Origin of the sequence: Stenotrophomonas sp. SBJS02 (assembly GCF_020428325.2) — a bacterium.
GTDB classification, from domain to species: domain Bacteria; phylum Pseudomonadota; class Gammaproteobacteria; order Xanthomonadales; family Xanthomonadaceae; genus Stenotrophomonas; species Stenotrophomonas africana.
Window position 1 is genome coordinate 475,850 of record NZ_CP109812.1, and the last position, 23,684, is coordinate 499,533.

General features: G+C 67.6%; 21 protein-coding genes. 14 read left to right on the forward strand and 7 right to left on the reverse strand.

Going from position 1 to position 23,684, the window contains the following annotated elements; translation table 11 throughout:
* Window positions 1–22: 22 nt before the first annotated feature.
* The gene (gene dmeF, locus FQS62_RS02200) at window positions 23–985 is read right to left on the reverse strand and encodes a CDF family Co(II)/Ni(II) efflux transporter DmeF (protein WP_154348424.1); all 963 of its coding nucleotides are present in this window, start codon (window positions 983–985) and stop codon (window positions 23–25) included.
* Between the two features lie 48 nt (window positions 986–1,033).
* Between dmeF and FQS62_RS02205 the strand changes: the two genes are divergently transcribed.
* Complete coding sequence (locus tag FQS62_RS02205) at window positions 1,034–1,318, forward strand: metal-sensing transcriptional repressor (protein WP_049449310.1); 285 nt, start codon at window positions 1,034–1,036, stop codon at window positions 1,316–1,318.
* 96 nt (window positions 1,319–1,414) lie between these two features.
* Here the strand turns inward: FQS62_RS02205 and FQS62_RS02210 are convergent, their stop codons facing one another.
* Window positions 1,415–1,789, reverse strand: a complete 375-nt coding sequence (locus FQS62_RS02210; protein ID WP_049449309.1) for a MerC domain-containing protein — start codon at window positions 1,787–1,789, stop codon at window positions 1,415–1,417.
* 69 nt (window positions 1,790–1,858) lie between these two features.
* Here FQS62_RS02210 and FQS62_RS02215 point away from each other — a divergent pair, with 69 nt between their 5' ends.
* The gene (locus FQS62_RS02215; RefSeq protein ID WP_049449307.1) at window positions 1,859–3,184 is read left to right on the forward strand and encodes a GTP-binding protein; all 1,326 of its coding nucleotides are present in this window, start codon (window positions 1,859–1,861) and stop codon (window positions 3,182–3,184) included.
* A gap of 133 nt (window positions 3,185–3,317) precedes the next feature.
* On the opposite strand, the gene FQS62_RS02220 is transcribed toward FQS62_RS02215, so the two are convergent.
* Together FQS62_RS02220 and FQS62_RS02225 are read right to left on the reverse strand one after the other, a co-directional pair.
* The gene (locus FQS62_RS02220) at window positions 3,318–4,925 is read right to left on the reverse strand and encodes an ATP-binding cassette domain-containing protein (RefSeq protein ID WP_088479465.1); all 1,608 of its coding nucleotides are present in this window, start codon (window positions 4,923–4,925) and stop codon (window positions 3,318–3,320) included.
* Window positions 4,926–5,165: 240 nt separating this feature from the next.
* Entirely contained in the window at window positions 5,166–6,065 is a 900-nt protein-coding gene (locus FQS62_RS02225) for a LysR family transcriptional regulator (RefSeq protein ID WP_099490175.1), read from the reverse strand.
* Window positions 6,066–6,292: 227 nt separating this feature from the next.
* On the opposite strand from FQS62_RS02225, the gene FQS62_RS02230 reads away from it, so the two are divergent.
* Together FQS62_RS02230 and FQS62_RS02235 are read left to right on the forward strand one after the other, a co-directional pair.
* On the forward strand, window positions 6,293–7,471 hold the full coding sequence (locus FQS62_RS02230; protein ID WP_208043610.1) for a serine hydrolase domain-containing protein: 1,179 nt from the start codon (window positions 6,293–6,295) through the stop codon (window positions 7,469–7,471).
* Window positions 7,468–8,652 (forward strand): MFS transporter, encoded by a 1,185-nt coding sequence (locus FQS62_RS02235; RefSeq protein WP_208043611.1) that lies wholly within the window; start codon window positions 7,468–7,470, stop codon window positions 8,650–8,652. Before FQS62_RS02230 ends, FQS62_RS02235 begins: the two co-directional genes overlap by 4 nt.
* A gap of 323 nt (window positions 8,653–8,975) precedes the next feature.
* Here the strand turns inward: FQS62_RS02235 and FQS62_RS02240 are convergent, their stop codons facing one another.
* Complete coding sequence (locus FQS62_RS02240) at window positions 8,976–10,592, reverse strand: EAL domain-containing protein (RefSeq protein WP_057499921.1); 1,617 nt, start codon at window positions 10,590–10,592, stop codon at window positions 8,976–8,978.
* Window positions 10,593–10,821: 229 nt separating this feature from the next.
* Between FQS62_RS02240 and cycA the strand changes: the two genes are divergently transcribed.
* Together cycA and FQS62_RS02250 are read left to right on the forward strand one after the other, a co-directional pair.
* Window positions 10,822–12,195, forward strand: a complete 1,374-nt coding sequence (gene cycA, locus FQS62_RS02245) for a D-serine/D-alanine/glycine transporter (protein ID WP_088479651.1) — start codon at window positions 10,822–10,824, stop codon at window positions 12,193–12,195.
* 215 nt (window positions 12,196–12,410) lie between these two features.
* Window positions 12,411–13,187, forward strand: a complete 777-nt coding sequence (locus FQS62_RS02250) for a lytic transglycosylase domain-containing protein (RefSeq protein ID WP_208043841.1) — start codon at window positions 12,411–12,413, stop codon at window positions 13,185–13,187.
* Window positions 13,188–13,285: 98 nt separating this feature from the next.
* Here the strand turns inward: FQS62_RS02250 and FQS62_RS02255 are convergent, their stop codons facing one another.
* Complete coding sequence (locus FQS62_RS02255) at window positions 13,286–14,806, reverse strand: tetratricopeptide repeat protein (RefSeq protein WP_208043292.1); 1,521 nt, start codon at window positions 14,804–14,806, stop codon at window positions 13,286–13,288.
* A 165-nt stretch (window positions 14,807–14,971) separates the two neighbouring features.
* Between FQS62_RS02255 and FQS62_RS02260 the strand changes: the two genes are divergently transcribed.
* A complete protein-coding gene (locus FQS62_RS02260; RefSeq protein WP_208043291.1) occupies window positions 14,972–17,053 on the forward strand; it encodes an NHL repeat-containing protein in 2,082 nt (693 codons plus the stop codon).
* Here the strand turns inward: FQS62_RS02260 and FQS62_RS02265 are convergent.
* Window positions 17,031–17,438, reverse strand: coding sequence for a YciI family protein (locus FQS62_RS02265; RefSeq protein WP_010484148.1), 408 nt, complete (start codon window positions 17,436–17,438; stop codon window positions 17,031–17,033). The two genes, FQS62_RS02260 and FQS62_RS02265, sit on opposite strands and share 23 nt — an antisense overlap.
* Before the next feature lie 725 nt (window positions 17,439–18,163).
* On the opposite strand from FQS62_RS02265, the gene FQS62_RS02270 reads away from it, so the two are divergent.
* The 7 genes from FQS62_RS02270 to FQS62_RS02300 all read left to right on the forward strand — a co-directional run bounded on the left by FQS62_RS02270 (window position 18,164) and on the right by FQS62_RS02300 (window position 23,596).
* The gene (locus tag FQS62_RS02270; protein ID WP_049443882.1) at window positions 18,164–18,577 is read left to right on the forward strand and encodes a YciI family protein; all 414 of its coding nucleotides are present in this window, start codon (window positions 18,164–18,166) and stop codon (window positions 18,575–18,577) included.
* 67 nt (window positions 18,578–18,644) lie between these two features.
* Window positions 18,645–19,067, forward strand: a complete 423-nt coding sequence (locus FQS62_RS02275) for a VOC family protein (protein ID WP_005415090.1) — start codon at window positions 18,645–18,647, stop codon at window positions 19,065–19,067.
* Between the two features lie 34 nt (window positions 19,068–19,101).
* Window positions 19,102–19,512, forward strand: coding sequence for a VOC family protein (locus FQS62_RS02280; protein ID WP_088480652.1), 411 nt, complete (start codon window positions 19,102–19,104; stop codon window positions 19,510–19,512).
* 24 nt (window positions 19,513–19,536) lie between these two features.
* The gene (locus FQS62_RS02285) at window positions 19,537–19,893 is read left to right on the forward strand and encodes a DUF1428 domain-containing protein (protein WP_049443877.1); all 357 of its coding nucleotides are present in this window, start codon (window positions 19,537–19,539) and stop codon (window positions 19,891–19,893) included.
* Window positions 19,894–19,938: 45 nt separating this feature from the next.
* On the forward strand, window positions 19,939–21,201 hold the full coding sequence (locus tag FQS62_RS02290) for an RNA polymerase sigma factor (protein ID WP_107379046.1): 1,263 nt from the start codon (window positions 19,939–19,941) through the stop codon (window positions 21,199–21,201).
* A gap of 107 nt (window positions 21,202–21,308) precedes the next feature.
* The gene (locus FQS62_RS02295) at window positions 21,309–22,505 is read left to right on the forward strand and encodes a hypothetical protein (RefSeq protein WP_088480654.1); all 1,197 of its coding nucleotides are present in this window, start codon (window positions 21,309–21,311) and stop codon (window positions 22,503–22,505) included.
* Window positions 22,496–23,596, forward strand: coding sequence for a hypothetical protein (locus tag FQS62_RS02300; protein WP_049443871.1), 1,101 nt, complete (start codon window positions 22,496–22,498; stop codon window positions 23,594–23,596). The genes FQS62_RS02295 and FQS62_RS02300 overlap by 10 nt, the downstream gene beginning before the upstream one ends.
* The last annotated feature ends 88 nt before the right edge of the window (window positions 23,597–23,684 follow it).

Here is a 23,684-nt window from a genome sequence, read left to right on the forward strand (position 1 = left end):
GTGCGACGGCAGTCGGACAGAATCAGCTGCGGTGGATCTCCACCGTCACGTGCACCAGCTCCTCATGGATCGCCAGTGCGTTGCGCACGGTATCGGCATCCAGGCTGGTATCACTGGTGACCACGCTGGCGCTGACCGCGTACTTGCCGCGACCGACCTGCCAGACGTGCAGGTCGGCCAGGCGCGCCGGCCAGGGGCCCTGTTCGATCACTTCGCGCACTTCGGCCACCACCGGTGCGTCCATCTGCGCATCAAGCAGGATGCGGCCACTGTCGCGCAGCAGGCCGATCGCCCACACCGTGACCAGTACGGCACCGATCAGGCCCATCACCGGGTCCAGCCAGGTCAGGCCCAGCAGCTTGCCGCCGAGCAGGGCGACGATGGCCAGCACCGAGGTGGCGGCGTCGGCCAGCACGTGCACGTAGGCCGAGCGCAGGTTGAGGTCGTGACCGTGCGCGTGGCCGTGTTCGTGGTCATGCCCATGAGGATGGCCATGGTCATGCCCGTGGTGGTGATGCGCGTGGCCCGGGCTGTCGTGCAGCCACCATGCGCAGAGCAGGTTCACGCCCAGGCCGACCGCAGCGATGGCGATGGCTTCGTTGTAGTGGATCGGCGCCGGCACCCACAACCGCTCCAGTGACTGCACGGCCATCAGCGCGGCGACGCCGAGCAGGGCGATGGCGCTGGTGTAACCGGCCAGGATCTCGATCTTCCAGGTACCGAAGGCAAAGCGCGGATCGTGCGCGTAGCGACGCGCGCAGCGGTAGGCGAACACTGAGAGGCCCAGCGCCAGCGCGTGCGAACTCATGTGCCAGCCGTCAGCGAGCACGGCCATGGAGTTGAACCACCAGCCGCCGACGATCTCCACCAGCATCATGCCGACGGTGAGCCACAGGGCGCGGCGGGTATTGCGTTCGGCCAGCGGGTTGCCGTCGTCGAAGCGGTGTTCGTGGCGACGGGCGGCGGCGAGGGCGTCCAAATGCATGGTGGCGGGAGCTGGAGTGGATACCCCCATAGGGTATATGATCCCGCCATGGCGCATGTACACAGGAATCGAAAGCAGCTGCTGACCCGGGTGCGCCGCATCGCAGGTCAGGTGGCGGCGTTGGAGCAGGCGCTGGACACGCCCGAGGGGGAAGCGGGTGACTGCGCGGACGTGCTGGTGCAGGTCGCCGCCGTGCGCGGTGCCGCCCACAGCCTGTTGATGGAGCTGCTGCACGAGCACCTGCAGGAACACGTGGTGGGTGCCGATGACCCGCAGCAGCGGGCGGACGAGGCCGCGGTGCTGGTAGAGCTGCTGCGCCGGTACGGCAAATAGGCCGAGGGGGGGGGAGAGTCGACTGTCAGTCGACTGCTCTTCGCCCAGGCGGCATGAGATCCCGCGCTTCGCGCGAGAGTCGACTAACAGTCGACTCTACCCTGCGTGCCGGTGCCGCGCGTTCCAGATATGCGTTGCGGCCAGCAGCAGGCTGCCGGTGACCGTCATCGGCGTTTCCCATTCATGCAAGGGCAGGGCCAGTGCGCCGGCCAGCAGCAGGCCGAGCCCGCCGCCGGCGGTGGCCCAGGCCAACACCGGCAGCGGGTGACGGCGCTCGGCCCGCCACAGCGCGTAGCCGGTCAGCGGCAGGGCGATGGCCACGAACAGCAGGTGGACCCATTCCGCTTCGGCCCAGGTGCCGAACAGCGGCAGCGCGGCGGCAAGCAGGGGCAGCGCCAGGCAGTGCAGCAGGCACAGGCTGGACAGGGCGACCGCGCCGGCATCAAGCAGGGCGGCAGAAGGCGACTTCATCGGGGGAGTTTCCTTGCTCAACAATTGTTATACAGTAACATTTCCGTTCCGCAGCCAACCCGCTCCGACATGAACACTGTTTCCCGCGCCGACCGTCGCCTTCCGGTCACCGTGCTGTCCGGCTTCCTGGGGGCCGGCAAGACCACCCTGCTCAACCAGATCCTGCGCAACCGCGAAGGCCTGCGCGTGGCGGTCATCGTCAACGACATGAGCGAGGTCAACATCGATGCGCAGCTGGTGCGCGATGGTGGCGCCGAGCTGCGCCGCACTGAAGAGACGCTGGTGGAATTCAGCAATGGCTGCATCTGCTGCACGCTGCGCGATGACCTGCTGCAGGAAGTGCGGCGCCTGGCCGATGCCGGTCGCTATGACTACCTGCTGATCGAATCGACCGGGATCGGCGAGCCGATGCCGGTGGCAGCCACCTTCGCGGTGCGCGACGAACACGGCTTCAGCCTGAGTGATATCGCGCGGCTGGACACGATGGTGACGGTGGTCGACGGCAGCGCGTTCCTTGCCGACTTCGGCTCGACGTCGCGACTGGCCGAGCGTGGCCAGCAGGCCGGGCCGGATGACGACCGAGGTGTGGTTGACCTGCTGTGCGAGCAGGTCGAATTTGCAGACGTGATCGTGGTCAGCAAGGTGGACCAGGTGGATGACGAAGTGCTGCAGGACACGCTGGCGGTGCTGCGTGGTCTGAACCGCGACGCGAAGCTGCTGCTGTCCAGCTTCGGCGATGTGCCGCTGGCCGAGCTGCTGGATACCGGTCGCTTCGACATGGAGCGTGCGCAGCGTGCGCCGGGCTGGGTGAAGGAACTGCGCGGCGAGCACACACCGGAAACCGAGGAGTACGGCATCGGCAGCTTCGTCTATCGCTCGCGACGTCCGTTCCACCCGGCGCGCTTCGCCCGCGCACTGCAGTCCGGCATGCCCAGCGTGATCCGCAGCAAGGGCTGGTTCTGGTTGGCCAACCGCATGGATTGGGTGGGCGAGCTGAACACGGTGGGCGCTGCGACGCGCACGCAGGCGGCGGGCTTCTGGTACGCCGCACGTGACCGCGTGCGGGCCGGGCTGGAAGACACCGCGCCGTTGTTGCCGCCGACACCGCTGCCTTACAGCGACCTCGGGTGGGCGCGGCAGCAGGCCGACTGCTGGAGCGCGCCGCTGCCGGGGCCGGAAGAATTCCCGGATGCGGCCGCGCATTCGGCGATGCAACGGTTGTGGCACCCATTGTGGGGGGATCGTCGCCAGGAGCTGGTGGTGATCGGCGTGCACATGGATGAGCGTGCCGTGCGCGCGCAGCTGGATGCGTGCCTGCTCAACGACCAGGAGCTGCGCGCGGGGCCATTGCTGTGGCAGCAGTTGCCGCAGGCGTTCCCGGTGTGGAAGCGCTGAGCCAACGGGTCGTGTAGAGCCGAGCCGACGCTCGGCTGCTGTTGCGCTGGATCCACCCCTCACGTGGATGGCCGACATGGCGGAGTCGAGCATGGCTCGACTCTACGGAATCGAATTCACGCATGGGGTGGATCTACAAGGCGTCACGCCACTGCCAACCCCCGGTGCTCACCTGCAGCACCTGCGTCGGTCGCAATGCCTGCAACAGGTGCCGGTCGTGGCTGACCATCACCAGCGCTCCCGGCCACGCCGCAAGCAGTTCTTCCAACGCGTGCAACGCACTCAGATCCAGTGCATTACCAGGCTCGTCCAGCAGCAGCAGTTGGGGCGCGGGATCGGCGTACAGCACGCTGGCCAGCGCACCCTTCACGCGTTCGCCATCGCTGAGGCTGTGGGCTGCCCGCTGGATGCGCTGTGCATCCAGCCCGAGCAGGGCCAGCCGCGTGCGCAGCTCGCCTGGGTCCGCGTGCGGGTTGGCGGCCTGCACGGTGTCGAGGATGCTGCGCTCGCCGGACAACCCCAGCAGCTGCTGGTCGAGCAGGGCCAGCGGCGCATGCCGTTGCACGGTGCCACTGCATGCACGCAGCTGGCCGGCCAACACACGCAGCAGGGTCGATTTGCCGCTGCCGTTGTCACCGACCACGGCGATGCGCTGGCCGCGGCGGATCTCCAGCTGCAACGGTGCACTGCAGCCATGTGGCAGCACCAGCGCCTCGGCCTGAAGCAGGCGCGTGCTGCCACGCTCCCCCGCACCAGCAAACAGCGCCAATTCCGGCACCGCGTGCACCGCGGATGCCGCTGCGCGCAGCTGCTCTGCGCTGGCCTGCAGGCGCTCGGCCTGCACCTGCTGCGCACGGCCGTGGCTGGCCTCGGCGCGCTGCTTCTGCCGACCGAGCAGGATCGGGGCCTGGTTGGCCTGCTTCGCATCGCGATTGCCACGCGCCTGGCGTTGTTGTTGCCGTTCGTGCTGTTCGCGCGCGCTGCGTTGCTGTTGCCGGTGCTGGGCGCGCGCGTGGTCGAGCTGGGCGGCGGCAGCTTCGCGCTCGGCGGCGCGCGCATCGGCGTAGTGCTGCCACGGTCCGCCGTAACGATGCAGCCCGCGCCCATCGAGCTCGACGATCTGCTGCATGTGCGCCAGCAGCTCGCGATCATGACTGACCGCCAGCAGGCCACCGCGCCACTGCTGCAACTGCTCGTACAGCTGCTGGCGATGGCGTGCGTCAAGGTGATTGCTGGGCTCGTCCAGAATCAGCCAATCGGCACCACTGGCCCAGGCGCCGGACAGCGCGACCTGCATGGCCTGGCCACCACTGAGGCGCGCCGCGGGTTGGGTGGGTTCGAGGTCGTCGGGAAGCTGCAGCGCGCGCCATTGCTGTTGCAGGCGTTCGCGCAGATCCCAACGGTCGCCGACGCAGGCGAAGTCGGCCTCGTCCACGCTGCCGGCTTCGATGCGTTGCAGTGCGGCCAGTTCCGCGCCGACACCGGCCAGTTCACCGACCGTGCCGGCGGGTGGATACCCGGGCGTCGGCAACAGGAACACGCGGCCACTGCCGCGTACCTCGCCGTTGTCGGGCAGCAACCGGCCGGCCAGCAGGCGTGCGAGCACGCTCTTGCCGGCGCCATTGGCACCGACGAGGCCGGTAGCGACCGGTTCGAAGGAAAACGTCAGATCGGAAAACAGCGGACGGCCGTCGGCCAATCGATACGACACGCGATCGAGCGTGAGGGAATGCGGGGTCATGCGACCTCCATGGATGCCGGGTTCTCCCCTGTGCGCAGGGGCGGGAAGAGTCAGGCCGTCTGGTGGGAAGACGGCGGCATCAATGGCGCATTGGTCGCGAGCCTCTGGGAGGAATGAGGGGAGATTATACCGCCCGCAGGGCATGCGAATTGTAGAGTCGAGCTTGCTGGACTGCTTTTGAGGAGCAGTCGAGCAAGCTCGACCCTACGTGGCACGGCCATCGAGCGCGGATCTACCGGCCTACGGCACGGTTTCAAGGCGTGCGCTGACGAAGTCGATGAACACCCGCAGCTTCGGCAGTACGTGGCGGCCGGAGGGCCACAGCAGGTGGAAGATGCCGCAGGAGTGCACATGCTCGTCGAGTACGGTCACCAGCCGGCCGTCGGCCAGTGCATCGCGCACCGAGTGCACCGGCACGAAGGCCAGGCCGATATCGCGCAATGCGAGCGCTACCCGTGCTTCGATGGTGTTGGCCACCATGTGCACCGGCAGTTCCTGCGGGGTTTCATGGTCGGGCCAGTGGATCGGCCATAGTTCCAGCTTGCCGGTGCTGGGGAAGCGGTAGTGCAGCAGCGTGTGCTGCAACAGGTCGGCCGGCGTGCGCGGCGTGCCGCGGCGCTGCAGGTAGGCGGGCGAGGCGACGATGCGGCGTGGAAACACCCCCAGGCGTCGTGCGTTCATGCGTGAGTCGCTGGGCTCGCCGACGCGCAGCACGGCATCGAAGCCCTCCTCGATGACATCGACCAGCCGATCGCTGAAATCGAGGTCGAGGCGGATATCGGGATAGGCCGCCATGAACTCGGCCATCAGCGGCAGGGTCAGGTCGCCCACCAACGGGAGGCCGATGCGCAGCGTGCCGCGGGGCGTGGCGTGCGGCTGCGCCAGCTCGGTGCGCGCGGCATCGCGCTCGTCGAGGATGCGCCGGCAGCGCGCCAGGAACAGCTGGCCCTCGGCGGTGAGGGTGATGCTGCGCGTGCTGCGGTGGAACAGGCGCACGCCCAGCGCGTGCTCCAGCCGGGCAACACATTTGCCGGCGGCCGAGGCCGAGATGCCCTGCAGGCGCCCGGTCTCGACGAAGCTGCGGGTATCAGCCGCGTGCACGAAGGTCTGCAGATTGGCGAGGTTGTCCAGGACTGACATGGGCGTGCGGGCAATGAAAGCGGCAGGGTAGGTCGGCGCGGCTGTAGCGGGCGGCTCCGCCATCGCAACGCTGTGGTGCGGGGTGGCGCGGGACCGTTGCGGCCTTGCAGTTCCGGCCATCATGCCGATTGCGGACTGCACGGTCCATGATGCCCGGAGCGGCAACCGGCTTTTTGCGCGGACGCCCGCTGCCTAACGTGGCAGGCCTCTCCCCACGGATTCCCGCGATGAATGCCGCTCCTTCCCTTGAACCCACGCCGACGCTGCCATCGGTGCAGCGGCTGTTGCAGCACGTGCACCCGCAGCGCCTGGTCGGTGCGGTGGTGCTGGTGCGCGAGCACGGTGTGCTGCGCCATGCCAGCGCGACCGGACTGGCCGATCGCGAGTCGGCCACGCTGATGCAGCGCGATCAGGTGTTCCGGCTGGCATCGGTCAGCAAGCCGCTGCTGACCACGGTGATCCTGCGCCTGGTGGCCGAGGGCGTGCTCGACCTCGATGCTCCGGTGCAACGCTGGCTGCCGGACTTCCGCCCGGCGCTGGCTGATGGCAGCACGCCAGCGATCAGCCTGCGCCAGCTGCTCAGCCACAGCAGCGGGCTGGGCTACCGCTTCCTGGAGGCCGACGTCGACGGCCCCTATGCACGCGCCGGCGTCAGCGATGGGCTGGACGCGAACCCGCTCTCCCTGGCCGACAACGTGCACCGCATCGCGCAGGCACCGCTGCTGTTCGCGCCGGGCAGCCAATGGCTGTACTCGTTGGGCGTGGATGTGGCCGGTGCGGTGGCCGAAGCAGCAACCGGTGAAACGCTGCAGGTGCTGTTCGAGCGCTTGCTGGCCGCACCGCTGGGCCTGCGCGATACAGCCTTTGCTGCGCGCAACGCGGCACGGTTGGCCACGCCCTATGTCACCGACACGCCACACCCGCATCGCCTTCAGGAAGGCGAGGTGGTCGCTCCGTTCGAGGGTACCGTCGGCATCGAGTACAGCCTCGCGCGTGCCACCGATGCCAGCTGTTTCCCTTCGGCAGGGGCCGGTCTGGTCGGTACCGCCGATGACGTAATGGCGGTGCTGGAGGCCTTGCGTGATGTGCAACGTTCAAGCCTGTTACCGCCCGCACTGGCAGCGCAGATGGCCACCCCGCAGGTGGGTGAGCAGGGGCCGCCGGAACCGGCCGGCTGGGGCTTCGGCCTGGGCTTTGCGGTGCTGCGTGATGCTGCCGCCGGCGGCACGCCACAGAACACAGGCACATGGCGCTGGGGCGGTGCCTACGGGCACAGCTGGTTCGTTGACCCTGCGCGCGGGCTGAGCGTGGTGGCGCTGACCAACACCCTGTACGAAGGCATGGACGGTGCCTTCGTTGATGAGCTGCGTGACGCGGTGTACGCCGATCTGGAGACCGAGCGATGAGCGGCCATGTCATTGATGCGGCCAGCCCGGCCGGTGAAGCCACGCGCCTGCCGTGGGCGGGACTGCTGGCGCTGGCCGGCGGCGGCTTCATCACCCTGCTGACCGAGACCCTGCCGGCCGGTGTACTGCGGCCGATGGGCGAAAGCCTCGGTGTGAGTGATGCGGCGGTCGGCCAGCTGGTCAGCGTGTATGCGCTTGGCTCGGTGATGGCCGCACTGCCGATGACCGCGCTGACCCAGCGCCTGCCGCGACGCCCCTTGTTGCTGGCTGCGATTGCTGGCTTCGTGGTGGTCAACACGCTGACCGCACTGAGCAGCAGTTATCCGCTGATCCTGGCCGCACGTTTCCTGGCCGGCGTGAGTGGTGGCCTGCTGTGGTCGCTGGTGGCCGGCTACGCCGCGCGCATGGTGGTGCCGTCGCTGCAGGGCCGAGCCATTGCGGTGGCGATGATCGGATCGCCGTTGGCGCTGTCGCTGGGCGTACCGGCGGGCACGTTGCTGGGCCAGCAGATCGGCTGGCGCTGGGCGTTCGCGTTGATGAGCGTGCTGGGCGTGGGGCTGCTGGCCTACGCGCGCTGGGCGCTGCCAGCCTTGCCCGCTGCCGGTGCCGGCCAGCGCACATCGCTGGGCGCGGTCTGGCGCATGCCCGGCGTGCGCAGCGCGCTGCTGGTGATGGTGTTGTATGTGTTGGCGCACAACGTGCTCTACACCTACATCGAACCATTGGCGGTGGAGGCGGGTGCCGGCCCGTGGCTGGACCGCCTGCTGCTGGCCTTTGGCGTGGCCGCCATCGCCGGCATCGGCATTGCCGGCTGGGGCGTGGACCGTCATCTGCGCACGCTGGTGTGGGCGGCGGTGATCGGTTTCATCGTGCCGGTGCTGACCCTGCTGTTGTGGCCGGGTCAAGCGACGCCGCTGCTGCTGGCGACGATCCTGTGGGGCGTGGCCTTCGGCGCGGTGCCTACGTTGTTCCAGACCGCATTGGCACGTCGCGCCGGTGCCGCCGCGGATCTGGCGCAGTCGATGCTGGTGACTGGTTGGAACCTGGCCATCGCCGCCGGTGGCGTTGCGGGTGGTGTGCTGCTGCAGGCGGGCGGCCCGAACCAGTTGGGATGGCTGCCGTTGCTGCTGCTGGCGGTGAGCGTGGCGTGGCTGCTGGCACGGCCGAAGGCCTGGGCGTAGGCCCAGAGCAAACGTTACGGAGGTGCCGGCCAGCGGCCGGCACTACCGTGGTCGCCGCCATCCACGCATGGCGTGGATCCACCGAGCGCAGCGACCCGCGTTTGCCTTTGCTTTTGCCTTCTTCCGTTGATTCCGTGGCGGGACGCCGCCGCAATGTGTCCGTGGCCGGGTGGGTGGGTTGCGCAGGGGCGTGAGCCGCATGGATGCGGCGACCGAGCTTACATGGACGTACTTGCAGCGCCCCCTGCGCGACCATCCACCCGGCCCCAACTGATGGATCCGCCGGGCGCGACCCACCACGAGGGGCTCCGCCGTTCGCCGTCCTACTCCACTCCCTCACGCTCGATCGGCACGCTGCGCGGATTCTGCATGTGCTCCCGCGCCGCGCCATATCGCTGCTGCCGCTTGTGGTGGAACGCCACGAACTCATCACGGGGCAGTGGGCGCGAAAACAGCCAGCCCTGCCCGAACTCCACGTGCCGGCTGTGCAGGTAGGCCAGCTGCGCCTCGGTCTCCACGCCCTCGGCCACCACCCACAGGCCCAGTTCCTTGGCCATGTCGATGATGTGCGGTGTCACCGGGCTCGTCGCGCTCTCGGTGCCGATCGCATCGATGAACGATTTGTCGATCTTCAGCGCATCCAGTGGCAGCTGTTCCAGGTACTGCAGGCTGGAGAAGCCCACGCCGAAATCGTCGATGGCCACGCTGTGACCCGCACGCCGTGCCTGCGCCAGCATCGTGCGGGCGCGATCCAGGTCGAGGAAGCCGCGCTCGGTGGCCTCCATCCAGATCTGCTGCGGCAGGATGCCGCTGCCGGCCATGTGCTTGGAGATCATCTGCAAGGCACGGCCGCTGCTGATGTCCTCGGCGGCCAGGTTGATCGCGATATGTGCGCTGCGGTCGGCCACCAGCAGTTCGCGCATGTCGCGCACCACGTTCTCGATCACCAGGTCGGTGACCGCGGCGATCATGCCGGCCTCTTCGGCCAGTGGAATGAACAGGTCCGGCCGCACCTGGGTGCCGTCCGGGCGCTGCCATCGGATCAAGGCCTCGGCGCCAACGCAGATGCCGGTGTCCAGTTCGATGATCGGCTGGTAATGCAGGTACAGCTCGCGGCGACGGATGGCGGTGGCCAGCTCGCCACGCAGTGACAGGCGCCGCCGCGACAGCCAGATCACCAGCCCGGCGCCGGCGGCCGCCAGCAGGAGGCCCAGCGGCACGAACAGCCAGGCCTGCTGGCGGAAGGTGGCGGCCAGCGCGGTGCGTGGCGTGGTGGCGATCGCCAGCCATTCCTGGTTGCGGGCGGTGGCGTAGAGCGTGTTCTGGTCCAGCCCTTCGCCGGGATTGCGCAGCAGGGTCTCCAGCAGTGCCGGGTCCATGCCGTCCTGCTTGGCCAGCAGGCGCCCATCCGGGCTGGCCAGCGCCAGGCGGACATGCGGATCCACGATGACATCGACGAAGCGGCGCGGATCGACCAGCACGTCGTAGTTGCCATACAGGATCGACAGGACCTGGCGTCGGCCACTGGCTTCGGGACGCACGTCCACCGCAATGCCGGCGCCGTCACTGGTCACATGGTCGGCCCTGGGCTGGTTCACGTCGGAGCGGAACGGGCCCCATGAGGTGCAGCGCAGCTTGCCGCCTTCGAAGTAACCCATCTGGTCGGCCGACGGCGTGGTCATCACCAGCGTCTGCATGCGCCGGATGTGCTCGTCGTCGCAGCCCGAGGTGGTGCTGGCCTCGGCCGATTTCAGCGCGGCCAGCGCCTCGTGGTAGGACAGATCGGAACGGCGCAGGGTGCGCAGGGCGATGTCGTGCAGCCGTTGTTGTTCGACGCTGATCGCGCGGTCCCAGGTGGCGTAGGCCATGACCGCGATCGGCACCGCAGCAGCCAGCAGCGCCAGCGCGGTACCGCCGATGATCACGCGCAGCCGGCTCATGGCCGGAGCTCCAGCGGGGCGGGCAGGGCAGGGAGCATGGGCGGGGCCGGTCCTTGGGCAGATGCGGCTATCTGAGCATGGCGCCGGGCCGGGTGGAATGGGACGAATCCGGTATTGGGTCACATTGTGATGAAAGCGGCCAGGTTTGACGTGATCGGGCCGTCCGGCGCTGGCGCTCGGGGCAGTAGAGGACTACCGTCGGACGCTTCGCCCGCCCTTTCCCACGCCCATGACCGAGCCCGCAACGCCCCCGGAGCACCTGCGCCGCAGCCTGTCCAACCGCCATCTGCAGCTGATCGCCATCGGCGGTGCCATCGGCACCGGCCTGTTCATGGGGTCGGGCAAGACCATCAGCCTGGCCGGCCCGTCCATCGTCTTCGTCTACCTGATCATCGGCGCGATGCTGTTCTTCGTGATGCGCGCGATGGGCGAGCTGCTGCTGTCCAACCTGCAGTACAAATCCTTTATCGATTTTTCCACCGACCTGCTCGGCCCCTGGGCTGGGTTCTTCTGTGGATGGACCTACTGGTTCTGCTGGATCGTCACCGCCATCGCCGATGTGATCGCGATCGCTGCCTACGCACAGTTCTGGTTCCCCGGGCTTGAAGCCTGGAAGCCGGCGCTGGCCTGCGTAATGCTGCTGCTGTCGTTGAACCTGGTAACGGTGAAGCTGTTTGGCGAGATGGAATTCTGGTTCGCGCTGATCAAGATCGTGGCGATCTGCGCGCTGATCATTACCGGCGCCGGGCTGGTGGCCTGGGGCTTCACCTCGCCCAGTGGCCACACCGCGTCGCTGTCGAACCTGTGGAATGACGGCGGCATGTTCCCGATGGGCCTGGTCGGCTTCTTCGCCGGTTTCCAGATTGCGGTGTTCGCCTTCGTCGGCATCGAGCTGGTCGGCACCACCGCCGCCGAAACCGCCGACCCCGAGCGCAACCTGCCCAAGGCGATCAACTCGATTCCGGTGCGAATCATCATCTTCTACGTGCTGGCGCTGATCGCGATCATGGCCGTCACCCCGTGGCGCCAGGTGGTGCCGGACAAGAGCCCGTTCGTGCAGCTGTTCGTGCTGGCCGGCATTCCCGCCGCCGCCAGCCTGATCAACTTCGTGGTGCTGACCTCGGCCACGTCCTCGGCCAACAGCGGCATCTTCTCCACCAGCCGCATGCTGTACGGTCTGGCCGAAGAGGGCCACGCACCGCGCGGGCTGTCGAAGTTGTCACGCGCCGCCGTGCCGGCCCGTGGCCTGCTGTTCTCCTGCCTGTGCCTGCTGGGCGGCACGCTGCTGATCTACCTGATTCCGAACCTGGTGACCGCCTTCACCCTGGTGACGACGCTGGCGACGGTGCTGTTCATCTTCGTCTGGTCGCTGATCCTGGCGGCCTACATGGCCTATCGCCGTCGCTACCCGGAGCGACACGCTGCCTCGATCTTCAAGATGCCCGGCGGCGTTGCGATGTGCTGGGCCTGCCTGGTGTTCTTTGCCGGCGTGCTGGTGCTGCTGAGCCTGCAGGCCGACACCCGCCAGGCGTTGATCGCCAGCCCGGTGTGGTTCGTGCTGCTGGGCGTGGGGTACTGGGTGCGTCGGAGGACCGCGAAATGACCGGGAACGTGGGGACTCGGCAATGCCGGAAATAGGGAACGTCGGAAATCGGTAGAGTCGACTGTTAGTCGACTGCTCTTCCATGGGCCACCGGAAAAGCCCGCGCTGCGCGCGATAGTCGACTGACAGTCGACTCTACCGGTGCGGGTCCCGGTGCCCCTTCCCGACCCCCATTCACCCAACATTAGCGGGCGCGGCCGGATGATCCGGCCGCCATGTCCCGTCACCCTCTCCTGCTTGCGCTGTTGCTGCTGCCCAGCCTGTGGCCCGGGCTGGCCGCCGCGCGCACCGTCTACCGCTGTGTGCAGGGCAACACCGTCAGCCTGGCCACCGCCCCGGAACCGGGCTCTCGCTGCACCGCCAAAGAGATCGACGACAACGCCATCCAGGCCCCGAACCTGTGGGGCAACATGGGCGTGTTCAGCGGCGTGCTGTACGAGCGTGAGCAGGACGGCTCGCTGGTCTATTCCACCCGCAACCTGCCCGGCTCGAAAGTGTTCCTGAAGTTCACCGTGGCCACGCCGCCGGGTGAGCCTGCACACGAAGGCCTGGGCAAGGTCGGCAAGCCGCAGTTGGCCCAGCATGCCAAACAGTTCAAGGCTGCCGCCAAGGCCACCGGCGTGGATGACGCGTGGCTGCGCGCGATCGCCCATGCCGAGAGCAACTTCGATGCGCTGGCGGTGTCCAGCAAGGGCGCACAGGGCGTGATGCAGCTGATGCCCGATACCGCGCAGGAATACGGGGTGAGCGATCCGTTCTCGCCGCAGCAGTCGATTGAGGGTGGCGCCCGCTACATGCGCGCGCTGCTGCGCCGCTACAACGGTGACCGGCCGCTGGCGGCTGCCGCCTACAACGCCGGCATCGGCGCGGTCACCCGCTACAAGGGCGTGCCGCCCTATGCCGAGACCCTGGCCTATGTGGACAAGGTGATGGCGCTGTACGCGCGCTACCGTGAAGCGATGGGCATCCGTACCGAGGTGCCGGCGCGCTAGGCGGACGGTGCTGCCTGCACGTGGCGTTGTAGAGCCGAGCCCATGCTCGGCTGCGCCAATTACAGCCGAGCATGGGCTCGGCTCTACACAAAAGCCGCTCAGCGCGAGGTTGAGCTGCTGACCAGTTCGTAGCGCTCGATGCGGCCGACGCGGGCGAGCTCGGCCTGCACGTCCGCGCGCTGCTTGAGGGCACGCCAGGCCGCATCGATCTTCACGTCACCCGGCAGCGACGGATAGGTACGCATGTCCTGCAGGCTGGCCAGCGTCTCGCCGCGGTCATCGGGCGAGCGCAGCTGTTCGATCAGCACCGCCGCTGCGCCCTCCAGGTTGCCTTCGTCCAGCAGCATCTCGCGATGGAACAGGCGTGCGTCGTTGCGCTGGGCAAGGATCACTTCGCGCGCGGCATCCATCGCCTTGGCATCGCCCCGCTCGCGCGCGGCGGCGAACTGCACCATGGCCTGTGCAGCCTTGCCGTAACCGGCGAGGCCCTGGATATCGCTTGCCATCTGCGCAGCCTCCTGCATGCGGCCCAGCGAGGTGAGTACGAAGCTGACATTCAACTGGTGCTCGATGCCGTCCGGGCCCAGTGCGCCGATGCGGGCGGCCTGCTGTGCCGCCGCCAGTGCATCGTCGGTGCGTCCCAGCCGGCGCAGTGCCGTAAGCCGGCTGTTGAGCAGCCACGCCACCCATTCGGCTTCCGCCGCCGAGGGCGACTCACCTTCGGCAGCTGCACCAGCCATGCCATCAGTCAGTGCCAGCACTTCCTCGTTGCGGTCCAGCATCAGCAGCGTGCTGCTGAATTCGGCCATGCGTGCATCCAGCTTGCGATCCAGCAGGCCGGACACGCGCAGTTCGTCGAGGTGCTTCTGTGCAGCCTGCACCGGATCGAAGCGGGCATCGTTGCGGTCGACATAGCGATCGAAGCGCTTGTCACTGCGCAGCCGGATGATCTCGGCGGGGGCGGTGATGCGCGCCAACGTGGCCGGGATGTCGTCGCCCCGGCCATTGTCGGCCTGCAGCGTGGCCAGTGCCAGCCACAGTCCGGTCGGCTCCAGGCCGCCGCTCTTCCAGCCGTTGTCGAACAGAGCCTGCAGCAGCTCCATGCGCTGCTGCGGCTGGTCGCGCAGGCGGTACTGCAGATAGTTGATGGCCTGGTGCTCAAGCGGCAGCGGCGCGTCGGCATGCTTCAGCGCCTGCACCAGAAGCCTGGTAGCCGGAACGGGCTTGTTCTCGGAGAGCTCCAGCGACATCAGGGTCAGCAGGATCTGCGCATCCTCCGGCAGCGCTTCCTGTGCGCGCTGCAGGTAGCGGCGGGCCTGGTCCGGCTTCTTCTGCACCATCGCGGTCCAGCCCGCCACCTGTGCGGCGCGGCCGCGATGTTCGGCATCGAAGTCATCCAGCATCGGATCTTCCATCAGCCGTTCCATCGCGATCAGCGCGCCCAGCGTGTTGCCACTGCGTGACTGCTGGATGGCCTCATCCCAGCGCGTGGCGTAGGCCTGGTGCATCGCATCGGCGGTGATTGACGGCTTCTGCGGCGCCACCGTGATCGAGGCGGCGGCGGATGTGCTGGCCAGGGCGGCCACCAGCAGGGTGGCGAGGGGGAGGATGCGGGGCATGGAGGATCTCCATCCGTGGGAACCGCATTGAACCCGCTGCAGCCAGCGAGAACAAGCGCGATCGATGGAATTCTGGCGTTTGTCCGCACGATTGGCCATGGCGGATCGTGCGTTCAGCGACTATTGTCGATGCCTCTTAAGACAGCAGGCAGGCAGCGCAGCACGATGGCACGGTGGCAATGGATGGCGGCAGGCGTAGCGTTGGCGACAGTAGTGGCATTGGCTGCGACCTGGTGGGAGACACCGCTGCATACGCTGGCTGAACCGGCGGGTCCGGCCCCAACGCCGTTGGCGTGGACCGCGCAGATCGAACCGCTGGCCGGCGATGGCCACCCGGGTGACCGTGATGGCGCGTCCGCGCAGGCACGCTTCGCCGATCCGTACGCGTTGCTGCGTACTGCCGATGGCAGCATCTACTTCACCGATGCCGGTGACAACAACCGGATCCGCCGCCGCCTTCCCGATGGTCGCGTGGAAACGGTGGCCGGGCAGGGCGAGGGGCGCGTTGATGGCCCGGCACTGCAGGCCAGTTTCAATACGCCTTCGGGCGTTGCCGCCGACGCGCAGGGCAACCTGTATGTGGCCGACACCGGCAACCATGCGATCCGCCGTATCGGCACCGATGGCCAGGTGACCACCCTGGCCGGTGGTGAACAGGGCCATGCTGATGGTCCCGCCGCACAGGCACGCTTTGATGCGCCGATGGGCATCGCCGTGGATGCGCAGGGCCAGGTCTACGTGGCCGATACCTTCAATGACCGCATCCGGGTGATCGGCATCGACGGCATGGTGCGCACCTTGGCCGGCGGCGATCGGCCGGGCCTGGCCGATGGCACCGGCGCCGCTGCGCGCTTCGATACGCCGGTGGCGTTGGCCTTTGATGCGCAGGGCGCGCTGCTGGTGGCCGACCTGTTCAACAACGCAGTGCGCCGCGTAGGCGCCGACGGCACGGTCAGCACCGTGGTCGCCGCCGGTGGTGTGATCAATGGGCCGCTGTCACTGGCCACCACCCACGACGGCGTGCTGTACGTGGGTGATCTTGATGGCCGCATCGTGCAGGTGACGCCGCAGGGCCACCAGATCGCGCTGGTCGGCAATGGTCGCCTGCCGCGCCTGGCCCGCCCCAGCGGACTGGCGATGGATGCCGATGGCAGCGTGCTGGTGGCCGACGCCGCCAGCTACCGTCTGCATCGCCTGCGGCCGCTGCCGGTAGGCGACCTGCCGGCACCGGCACTGGTCGGCCCGGCCGCCGATGCGGCGCTGCCGAAGACGGGCGGCCGCTGGCCGCTGGCACCGCAGGACGGTTGGCATGAAGTGGTCGGTACGTTGGGTGAGGTGCGCGGCAACTTCACCGGCGAGAGCCGCCACCACCTGCATGGCGGCTTCGACGTGCGCGGTGATGTGGGCCAGACCGTGCTGGCGATCGCCGAAGGCAAGATCAGCAGCCCGATGGCGGCCTGGAGCCTGGGCGAGCAGGCCGAGGGCCTGGCCGTGGATCGCCTCAAGTACATCCACATGCGGGTCGGCCGCACCCCGCGCGATGAGCCCTACGATGCGCGCTGGCAGGCGCTGTACGACGAGCAGGGCAAGCTGGAGCGGATGCGCGTGCGGCGCGGCATGCGCATCCACGTCGGCGATCGCCTGGGTAGCATCAACAACCAGGCGCATGTGCACCTGGCCGTGGGTACCGGTGGCTTCGAGACCAATGCCGTGGCGCTGGGCTTCCACAACTACGCCGACCACTTCGCACCGCGCATCACCGATGTGGCGCTGCTGGACGACAACGACCAGCCCATGGCCGCCGGCGGCGACGGCGTGGTGATGGTGGCGCGGCAGGGGCGTGGCGTGCAGATCGTGATCGAGGCCTGGGACCAGGTTGACAACAACCTGCCGCGTCGACGCCTGGGCATGTACCAGGTGGGCTACCAGATCCTCGATGCGGGCGGTCAACCGCTGCAGGGCTACGAACAGCCGCGCTGGAACATCGTGTTCAACCGCATGCCGCCGCAGAAGGAAGCGGTGCGCGTGGCCTACGCCCCCGACAGTGGGATCACCGTGCATGGCAGCGCGGTGACCCGTTTCCGTTATCTGGCCACCAACACCGTGCGTGACGGCCTGATGGAAACCGGGCGTTGGCAGCCGTCGGCGCTGCCGCCGGGTGAGTACATCGTGCGCGCCAGTGTGCGCGACTACAGCGGCAACGAAGGCATCGGCCCGCGCGAGATCAGGGTACGGCTGCTGCCATAGCGGCAGCCGGGGCGCCGCAGCGTTCGCGCTCGGCGTCCATGTCTTCCAGCGGCCGCACTTCGATGCTGCCAAAGCGTGCCCAAGGGAAGTCGCGGGCGATGCGCATGGCTTCGTCGCGGTCGCGGGCGACGATCAGGTTGAAGCCGGCCAGCAGTTCACGGGTTTCGGCGAACGGGCCATCCAGTACGCGGCTGTGGCCATCACGCACGCGCAGGGTCTGCGCGGTGTCGACCGGCTGCAGCTTCTGCGCGGCCAGCAGCGTGCCTTCGGCCTGCAGCTTGTCGGCATGGGCCAGGCAGTCGCGCATCAGCGCGTTGAATTCTTCGATGGGCAGGGCCTGCAGCAGGGCAGGCTCGATATAGATCAGAAGCAGGTACTGCTGCATGGCACGGTCCTGGCGGGGGCGGGGTGTCCATGATGGCGCAGGTTTGCCTGCCGGCATGCTGCAGCGCGAAAAGCCGCCTGCGGCGGGCGATCGGCGAACGGCGGAGCCCCTCCGTGGTGGGGTGGGTTGGTCGCTGAAAGCTCGGGTTCTTGGATTTGGCCGGGTGGGGAGGCAGGGCAGGGGGCGCTGCAAGTACGTCCATGTAAGCTCGGTCGCCGCATCCATGCGGCTCACGCCCCTGCCCTGCCTCCCCACCCGGCCTTGGACAGATCTCTGCGGCTGACCCACCACGGGAAATCAACAACAAGAGCAAAAGCGGGTCGCTTCGCTCGCAAAGCCGAGGCCGCCAGCCAACCGCTGTTGCTGTTGCCTTTGCTTCTGCCTTTTCTCTTGATCTTCCCGTGGTGGTTCGGCGACCGGAATCTGTCTGGGGCCGGGCGGGTGGGGTTGGCGGGGTATCCGCGCCATGGATGGCGCGGCTAAGCCCCCATGGATGGGTTCACGGCGTCCCCGCCAATCCCACCCGCCCGGCCCATCCGCAAGAAACCCGCTTTCAGCGACCAACCCAACCCCGCCACGGAGGGGCTCCGCCGTTCGCCGACTCCCGCCGAAGGCGTGCCTTCCACGCAGAAAAAAAAAATTTCCGGAAACGTGTCGATTCCGATGACCCTGGTTCGTTGTACCCAGTGAAGGGCACGCACCACGCGTCCCCACGGGAGACCGCAATGAAAGTGATGGTGATCGTGAAGGCCAACGCCGACTCCGAAGCCGGCCGCATGCCCAGCGAACAGGAGTTGTCCGAAATGGGCGCCTTCAACGAACAACTGGTGGCCGCCGGCATCATGCTGGCCGGTGAAGGCCTGCACGCCACCCAGCGCGGTCGCCGCATTCACTTCGGCAGCGGCGCGCCCAAGGTCGAGGCCGGTCCGTTCGGCCCCGCCGGCGACCAGATCGCCGGCTTCTGGCTGTGGGACGTGCGCTCGCTGGACGAGGCCGTTGAATGGGCCAGCCGTGCGCCGTTCAACAGTGGCGGCACGCTGGAACTTCGCCCGCTGATCTCCGCCGAAGACTTCGGTGAGGCCTTCACCCCCGAATTACAGCAGCAGGAACAGCGTCTGCGTGCACAGCTGGAAGGTTGACCCGATTCATCTCCCTGCCGGGCACGACCCGGCGCTACTGCCCTGAACCGCACAACGGAGTATTGCCATGAGACTGATTCCCTTCCTCGGCTTCAGCGGCCAGGCCCATGAGGCGATGGCGTTCTATGCCAAGGCACTCGGTGGCCAGGTCACCTCGGAAATGAAATACCGCGACATGCCGCCCTCCGATGGTTCGCCGGGCTGCAACGAGATGCCGCCGGAAACCCTGGACCACGTCGCGCACAGCCAGCTGGAAATCGGCAGCGCCATCGTGATGGCGGCCGACGGTCCCGGCGGTGGCGAGGGTGGTTCGACCACCATCAATGTCGACGTTGACAGCATCGAAGAAGCCGAGCGCGTGTTCGCGGCGCTGGCCGAAGGCGGCCAAGTGCAGATGCCGATCGCCGAAACGTTCTGGGCGCACCGCTGGGGCATGCTGATCGACCGCTACGGCAAGCCGTGGATGGTCAATTGCATGAAGCAGCCCTGATCCCTCTTTTCTTCAGCCACAAGGAGCTTCACCGATGAGTGCACCGCAACCGCAGATGATCTTCGTCAACCTGCCTGTGCAGGACCTGGAGAAGTCGAAGGCGTTCTTCACCGCGTTGGGATACAGCTTCAATCCAACCTACACCAATGACGATGCGGCTGGCATGGTCATCAGCGATAGCATCTACGTGATGCTGCTGACCCAACCTTTTTTCCAGCAGTTCACCAACAAGCCGATTGCCGATGCGCACACCCACACGGAAGTGATCAATGCGCTCTCGGCACCCAGTCGCAAGGCAGTTGACGAGTTGGTGGACAAGGCACTGGCCGCCGGCGCCAGCGAACCGCAGCCGGCGCGCGACCTGGGCTTCATGTACCAGCGTGGCTTCCAGGACCTGGATGGTCATCTCTGGGAAATCGCACACATGGACGGCGAGCCGGGCTGACGGTCGCCGCAAGGGAGAACCCTCATGGCTTACGTGGATGCTTACGTGCTGCCGTGCCCACAGGACAAGGTGGCGGCCTACCGCCGCCTTGCCCGCAAGGCCGGTGCGGTGTGGAAGGACCATGGCGCGCTGCAGTACATGGAGTGCGTGGCCGACGATGTGGAACCGGGAAAGCGCACGTCGTTCCCGCGGGCGGTCAAGGCCAAGCCCGGTGAAACGGTGATCGTCGCCTTCGTGGTATTTCGCTCGCGCGCGGCGCGCGACCGCGTCAACGCCCGGGTGATGGCCGACCCACGGCTGGCGTCGCTGGGCCCGAAGGACATGCCGTTCGATACCCAGCGCATGTTCTGGGGCGGCTTCAAGCCGATTGTTGAAGCGTGAGCTGTGGCGCTTGTGCGGGCCGGGCGTGCGTGCTGTGATCGGCGCATGCTCGATCCCGCACTGACGCAGCGTCTGGAAACCCTCTGGCGGATGGAGTCGCCGGTGTTGATCGCGCGCCTGGCGCGGCTGCTCGGGGGCGATGTCGGCCGTGCCGAGGAGCTGGCCCAGGACACCTGGCTGGCCGCGCTGGAGCGCTGGCCAGAACAGGGCATCCCGGACAACCCCGGAGCCTGGCTGATGACCACTGCGCGCAACCGTGCCATTGATGTGCTGCGCCAGCACCAGCGGGTGGCGCAGCAGCATGCGCAGTGGGGCGAGGAACTGCATCCAGCGGCGCTGCCGGCACCCGATGACAGCCAGGCGCTGGAGGATGACCTGGGTGACGACCTGCTGCGGCTGATGTTCGTGGCCTGCCATCCGGTGCTGCCAGCCGACGCACGGGTGGCACTGACCCTGCGCCTGCTCGGTGGCCTGACCACGACCGAGATCGCCCGTGGCTTCCTGCAGCCCGAGCCGACCATCGCCCAGCGCATCGTGCGCGCCAAGCGCACCCTGGCGCAGAAGCAGGTGCCCTACGAGGTCCCGCGTGCTGACGCGATGCCCGAGCGGCTGGCGTCGGTGCTGGAGGCGATCTACCTGGTGTTCAACGAGGGCTACGCGGCCAGTGCCGGCGATGACTGGATGCGACCGGCACTGTGCGAGGAGGCACTTCGGCTTGCACGCATCCTGGCGCACCGGCTGCCGGTGCCGCCGGTGCTTGGCCTGCTGGCGCTGATGGAGCTGCAGGCCTCGCGTGCCGCAGCACGGACCGATGCGCAGGGCGTGCCGGTGCTGCTGGACCAGCAGAACCGCGCGCGCTGGGACTGGCTGCAGATTGAACGCGGACAGCAGGTGCTGGCGCGCGCGCTGGCCGCCGGTGGTGCTGATGATCCCTATGTACTGCAGGCGCGCATCGCAGCGTGCCATGCAGCGGCGCGTCGCCCCGAGGATACCGACTGGCCGCGCATCGCAGCACTCTATACGCAGCTGCTGCAGGTGCAGCCCTCGCCAGTTGTCGCATTGAACCGCGTGGTGGCGATACTGCGAAGCGACGGTGCCTTCGCGGCCTGGGCGCAGCTGCAGCCGTTGCTGGACGATACGCGCCTGCGTGACTACGCGCCGTTGCAGGTGGTGCGCGGTGAACTACTACAGCAGCTGGGGCGGGAGCAGGATGCACGTCACGCTTTTGCGGAAGCTGCCCAACTCAGCCAGAACCAGGCAGAGCGCGGCCTGCTGCGGCAAAGGGCCGGTCTGCCCCCCGCGGAGTGACCTCGACGAAGGCAGCACTTGTCGGCAGGCCCGCGAGCCGTTATGTTTCGCGCCCAGTGGGCGCATGAGCGTCCGCTTTCCGTGCGTAATGACCGAGGAGCGGTTGGATGTATTCAAGGACGAAGAGCGCATCGCGCGCTTTTGCGCGCCTGCTTGCCTGTGCCCTGTGCCTGGCCGTATGGCCGATGGCCGTGCAGGCGGCAGACAAATCACAGCAGGCCTATTGGGCCGGTTTTGCCTATACCGCTGATGCCGCTGCCGTGCAGGCGACCACGCCGCATGCGCATGCCGTGCTGGAAAAGCGTGGCTTGATCCCGCTCAACCAGACCCTGGCGCAGGGGCTCAAGCGTCGCCCGCCGGCCAACCTGGAACTGATCGACCAGCCGGTGGCGATGCTCGACGGCACCACCAGTGCCACCGTGCTGGCCGCAGCACTGGACCGCGAACTGGTCTCGATCGAGCCGATCGGTGACCAGTACAAGGTGCTGGTGGAAGTGGCGCTGCAGGCGCTGTTCTTCGACTTCCGCGAGCGCCAGGTGATCGCGTCCTATCCGCTGACCCTGCAGCGCATCGACGTGCAGGATTACCGGCCGGACAACGACGATATCGACGCGATCGTCGCCGATCTGCTGTACGGCAACGCTGCGACCAGCCTGTCGCAGGTACTCGCGGCCAGCCTCGCTCAGGCCAAGCTGCCCGACGCGGCGGTGCGCCGCCTGCAGGTGGGTGGCGTGACCCTGTCCGATGCGGTCCGCGCCAAGCTGCCCGACCCGAAGTGGGAAGCGCCGTTGCGCGCCACGCTGGCCCATGAACTGTCCAAGACGCTGTCGTCCAATACCGGTGTCGGCCTGCTGCCGCCGGCCTCGGGCCAGGCGATCGGTGGTGCGATGGCGGCGCGCTTTGCCGACGGCAAGGTCTACCAGCTGAAGATCCCCGAGCCGGATTACGTCATCAACCTGCAGGTGGATGCGTTGAAGAACGGCGTGATCGAAGAAACCCCGGCGATGAAGACGATGCTGTTCGGCGCGTTCTTCACCGCCAAGGTGACCGAGCCGTTCTCCGGCAAGGTCTATTTCGAACAGCCGCTGCGCAAGGGGGCCACCAAGGTGGTGCCGGTCACGCAGTGGCAGGTTGACCAGTGGTCGGCCAGCTACGAAACCCTGCTGGCCGGCTTCGACGCCTTCGCCGGCGCCGCCGCCAAGCGCGCCGATTCGCGCGGCTGGCTGGACGAACAGAAGCCGGGCGGCCGCCCGTTGCAGCAGCAGACCCAAGCCCTCCAGGAGTTGATCAAGTCATGTCGTTGATGCGTACCATCCTGCTCATCCTCATCGCCCTGGTGGTGGCCTCGCCGGTCGCTGCACAGACCGCCAGTTCGCGCGGTACCGGCTCGGCCAGCTACGGCCTGCGCCTGAGTGCCGACACCCGTGCCCAGGCCCTGAACAAGGCCAAGGTCAATGCACTGGAGGCGTACATCGCCGAAACCGGTGCGGCCAAGCTGCGCCTGTTCGAAGCACGTCGCGCCGAGTTCATCGGCGAGATCGACCGCTACGTGCTCAGTGCCGTGCAGTTGTCGGACACCGAAGACAAGAAGGCCAAGACCTACACCGTCACCGTCCGCGCCGAGATCAACACCACCCTGCTGCAGACCAAGCTGGATGCCGGCTCGGCCGTGGCCGGAGCCACCGCCGCCCAGCGCTCGCTGCTGACCTTCCTGTTCATGGCGCGCTCGCAGGACACCGTGCAGTCGTTCCAGGACAAGGAATACCGCCGCACCGACGTCAGCTCCAGCTACAACGAGAACACCCGTGAAGGCGACAGCTTCCGTGGCAACTCGGTCAGCACCAACGGCAGCATCAACCAGAATGCGTCGATGTCGGTCACCAGCGGCGGCAGCACCACCCAGCGCAGCGACAACATCAGCTGGAAGGTGGCCAACGCGGCCGAAGTGAACACCGCAATGACCGGTGCCTTCAGCGCCGCCGGCTACGAAGTGGTTGAAGCCGAATACGTGGAAGGCGAGTCGCGCGGCCTGCTCAGCATCGAGCGCATCCGCAAGGACTTCAGCACCGGCAACGACCTGGCCCCGGCCACCCTGCGTGATACCGCCAACGGCATCCGTGCGGCCAACATTCCGTACATCGCTGTCGGCACCCTCGACGTCGGCATGCGCGACCGCGACCCGGCCAGTGGCAACACCCGCGTGTTCGTCACGGTCACCGGCAAGGTGCTGGATGTGACCGGTCGTTTCCCGCGCACCGTGTCGTCGGTGGGCCCGGTGCAGTTCTCCGGTACCGGCCCGAATGAAACCGTCGCCCGTACCAACGCGCTGCAGCTGGCGGCTGAAAAGGCCGCGCAGCAGATGATCAACGAACTGAACGTCAAAGCGGTCCGCTGATCCGCCACCCAGGTGGGTGCCGAGCTCGCTTGGCATCGCCCTGGGGTTACCGATTTCCCACGTGCCGCTTCGCGGCCGTCACTCCCAA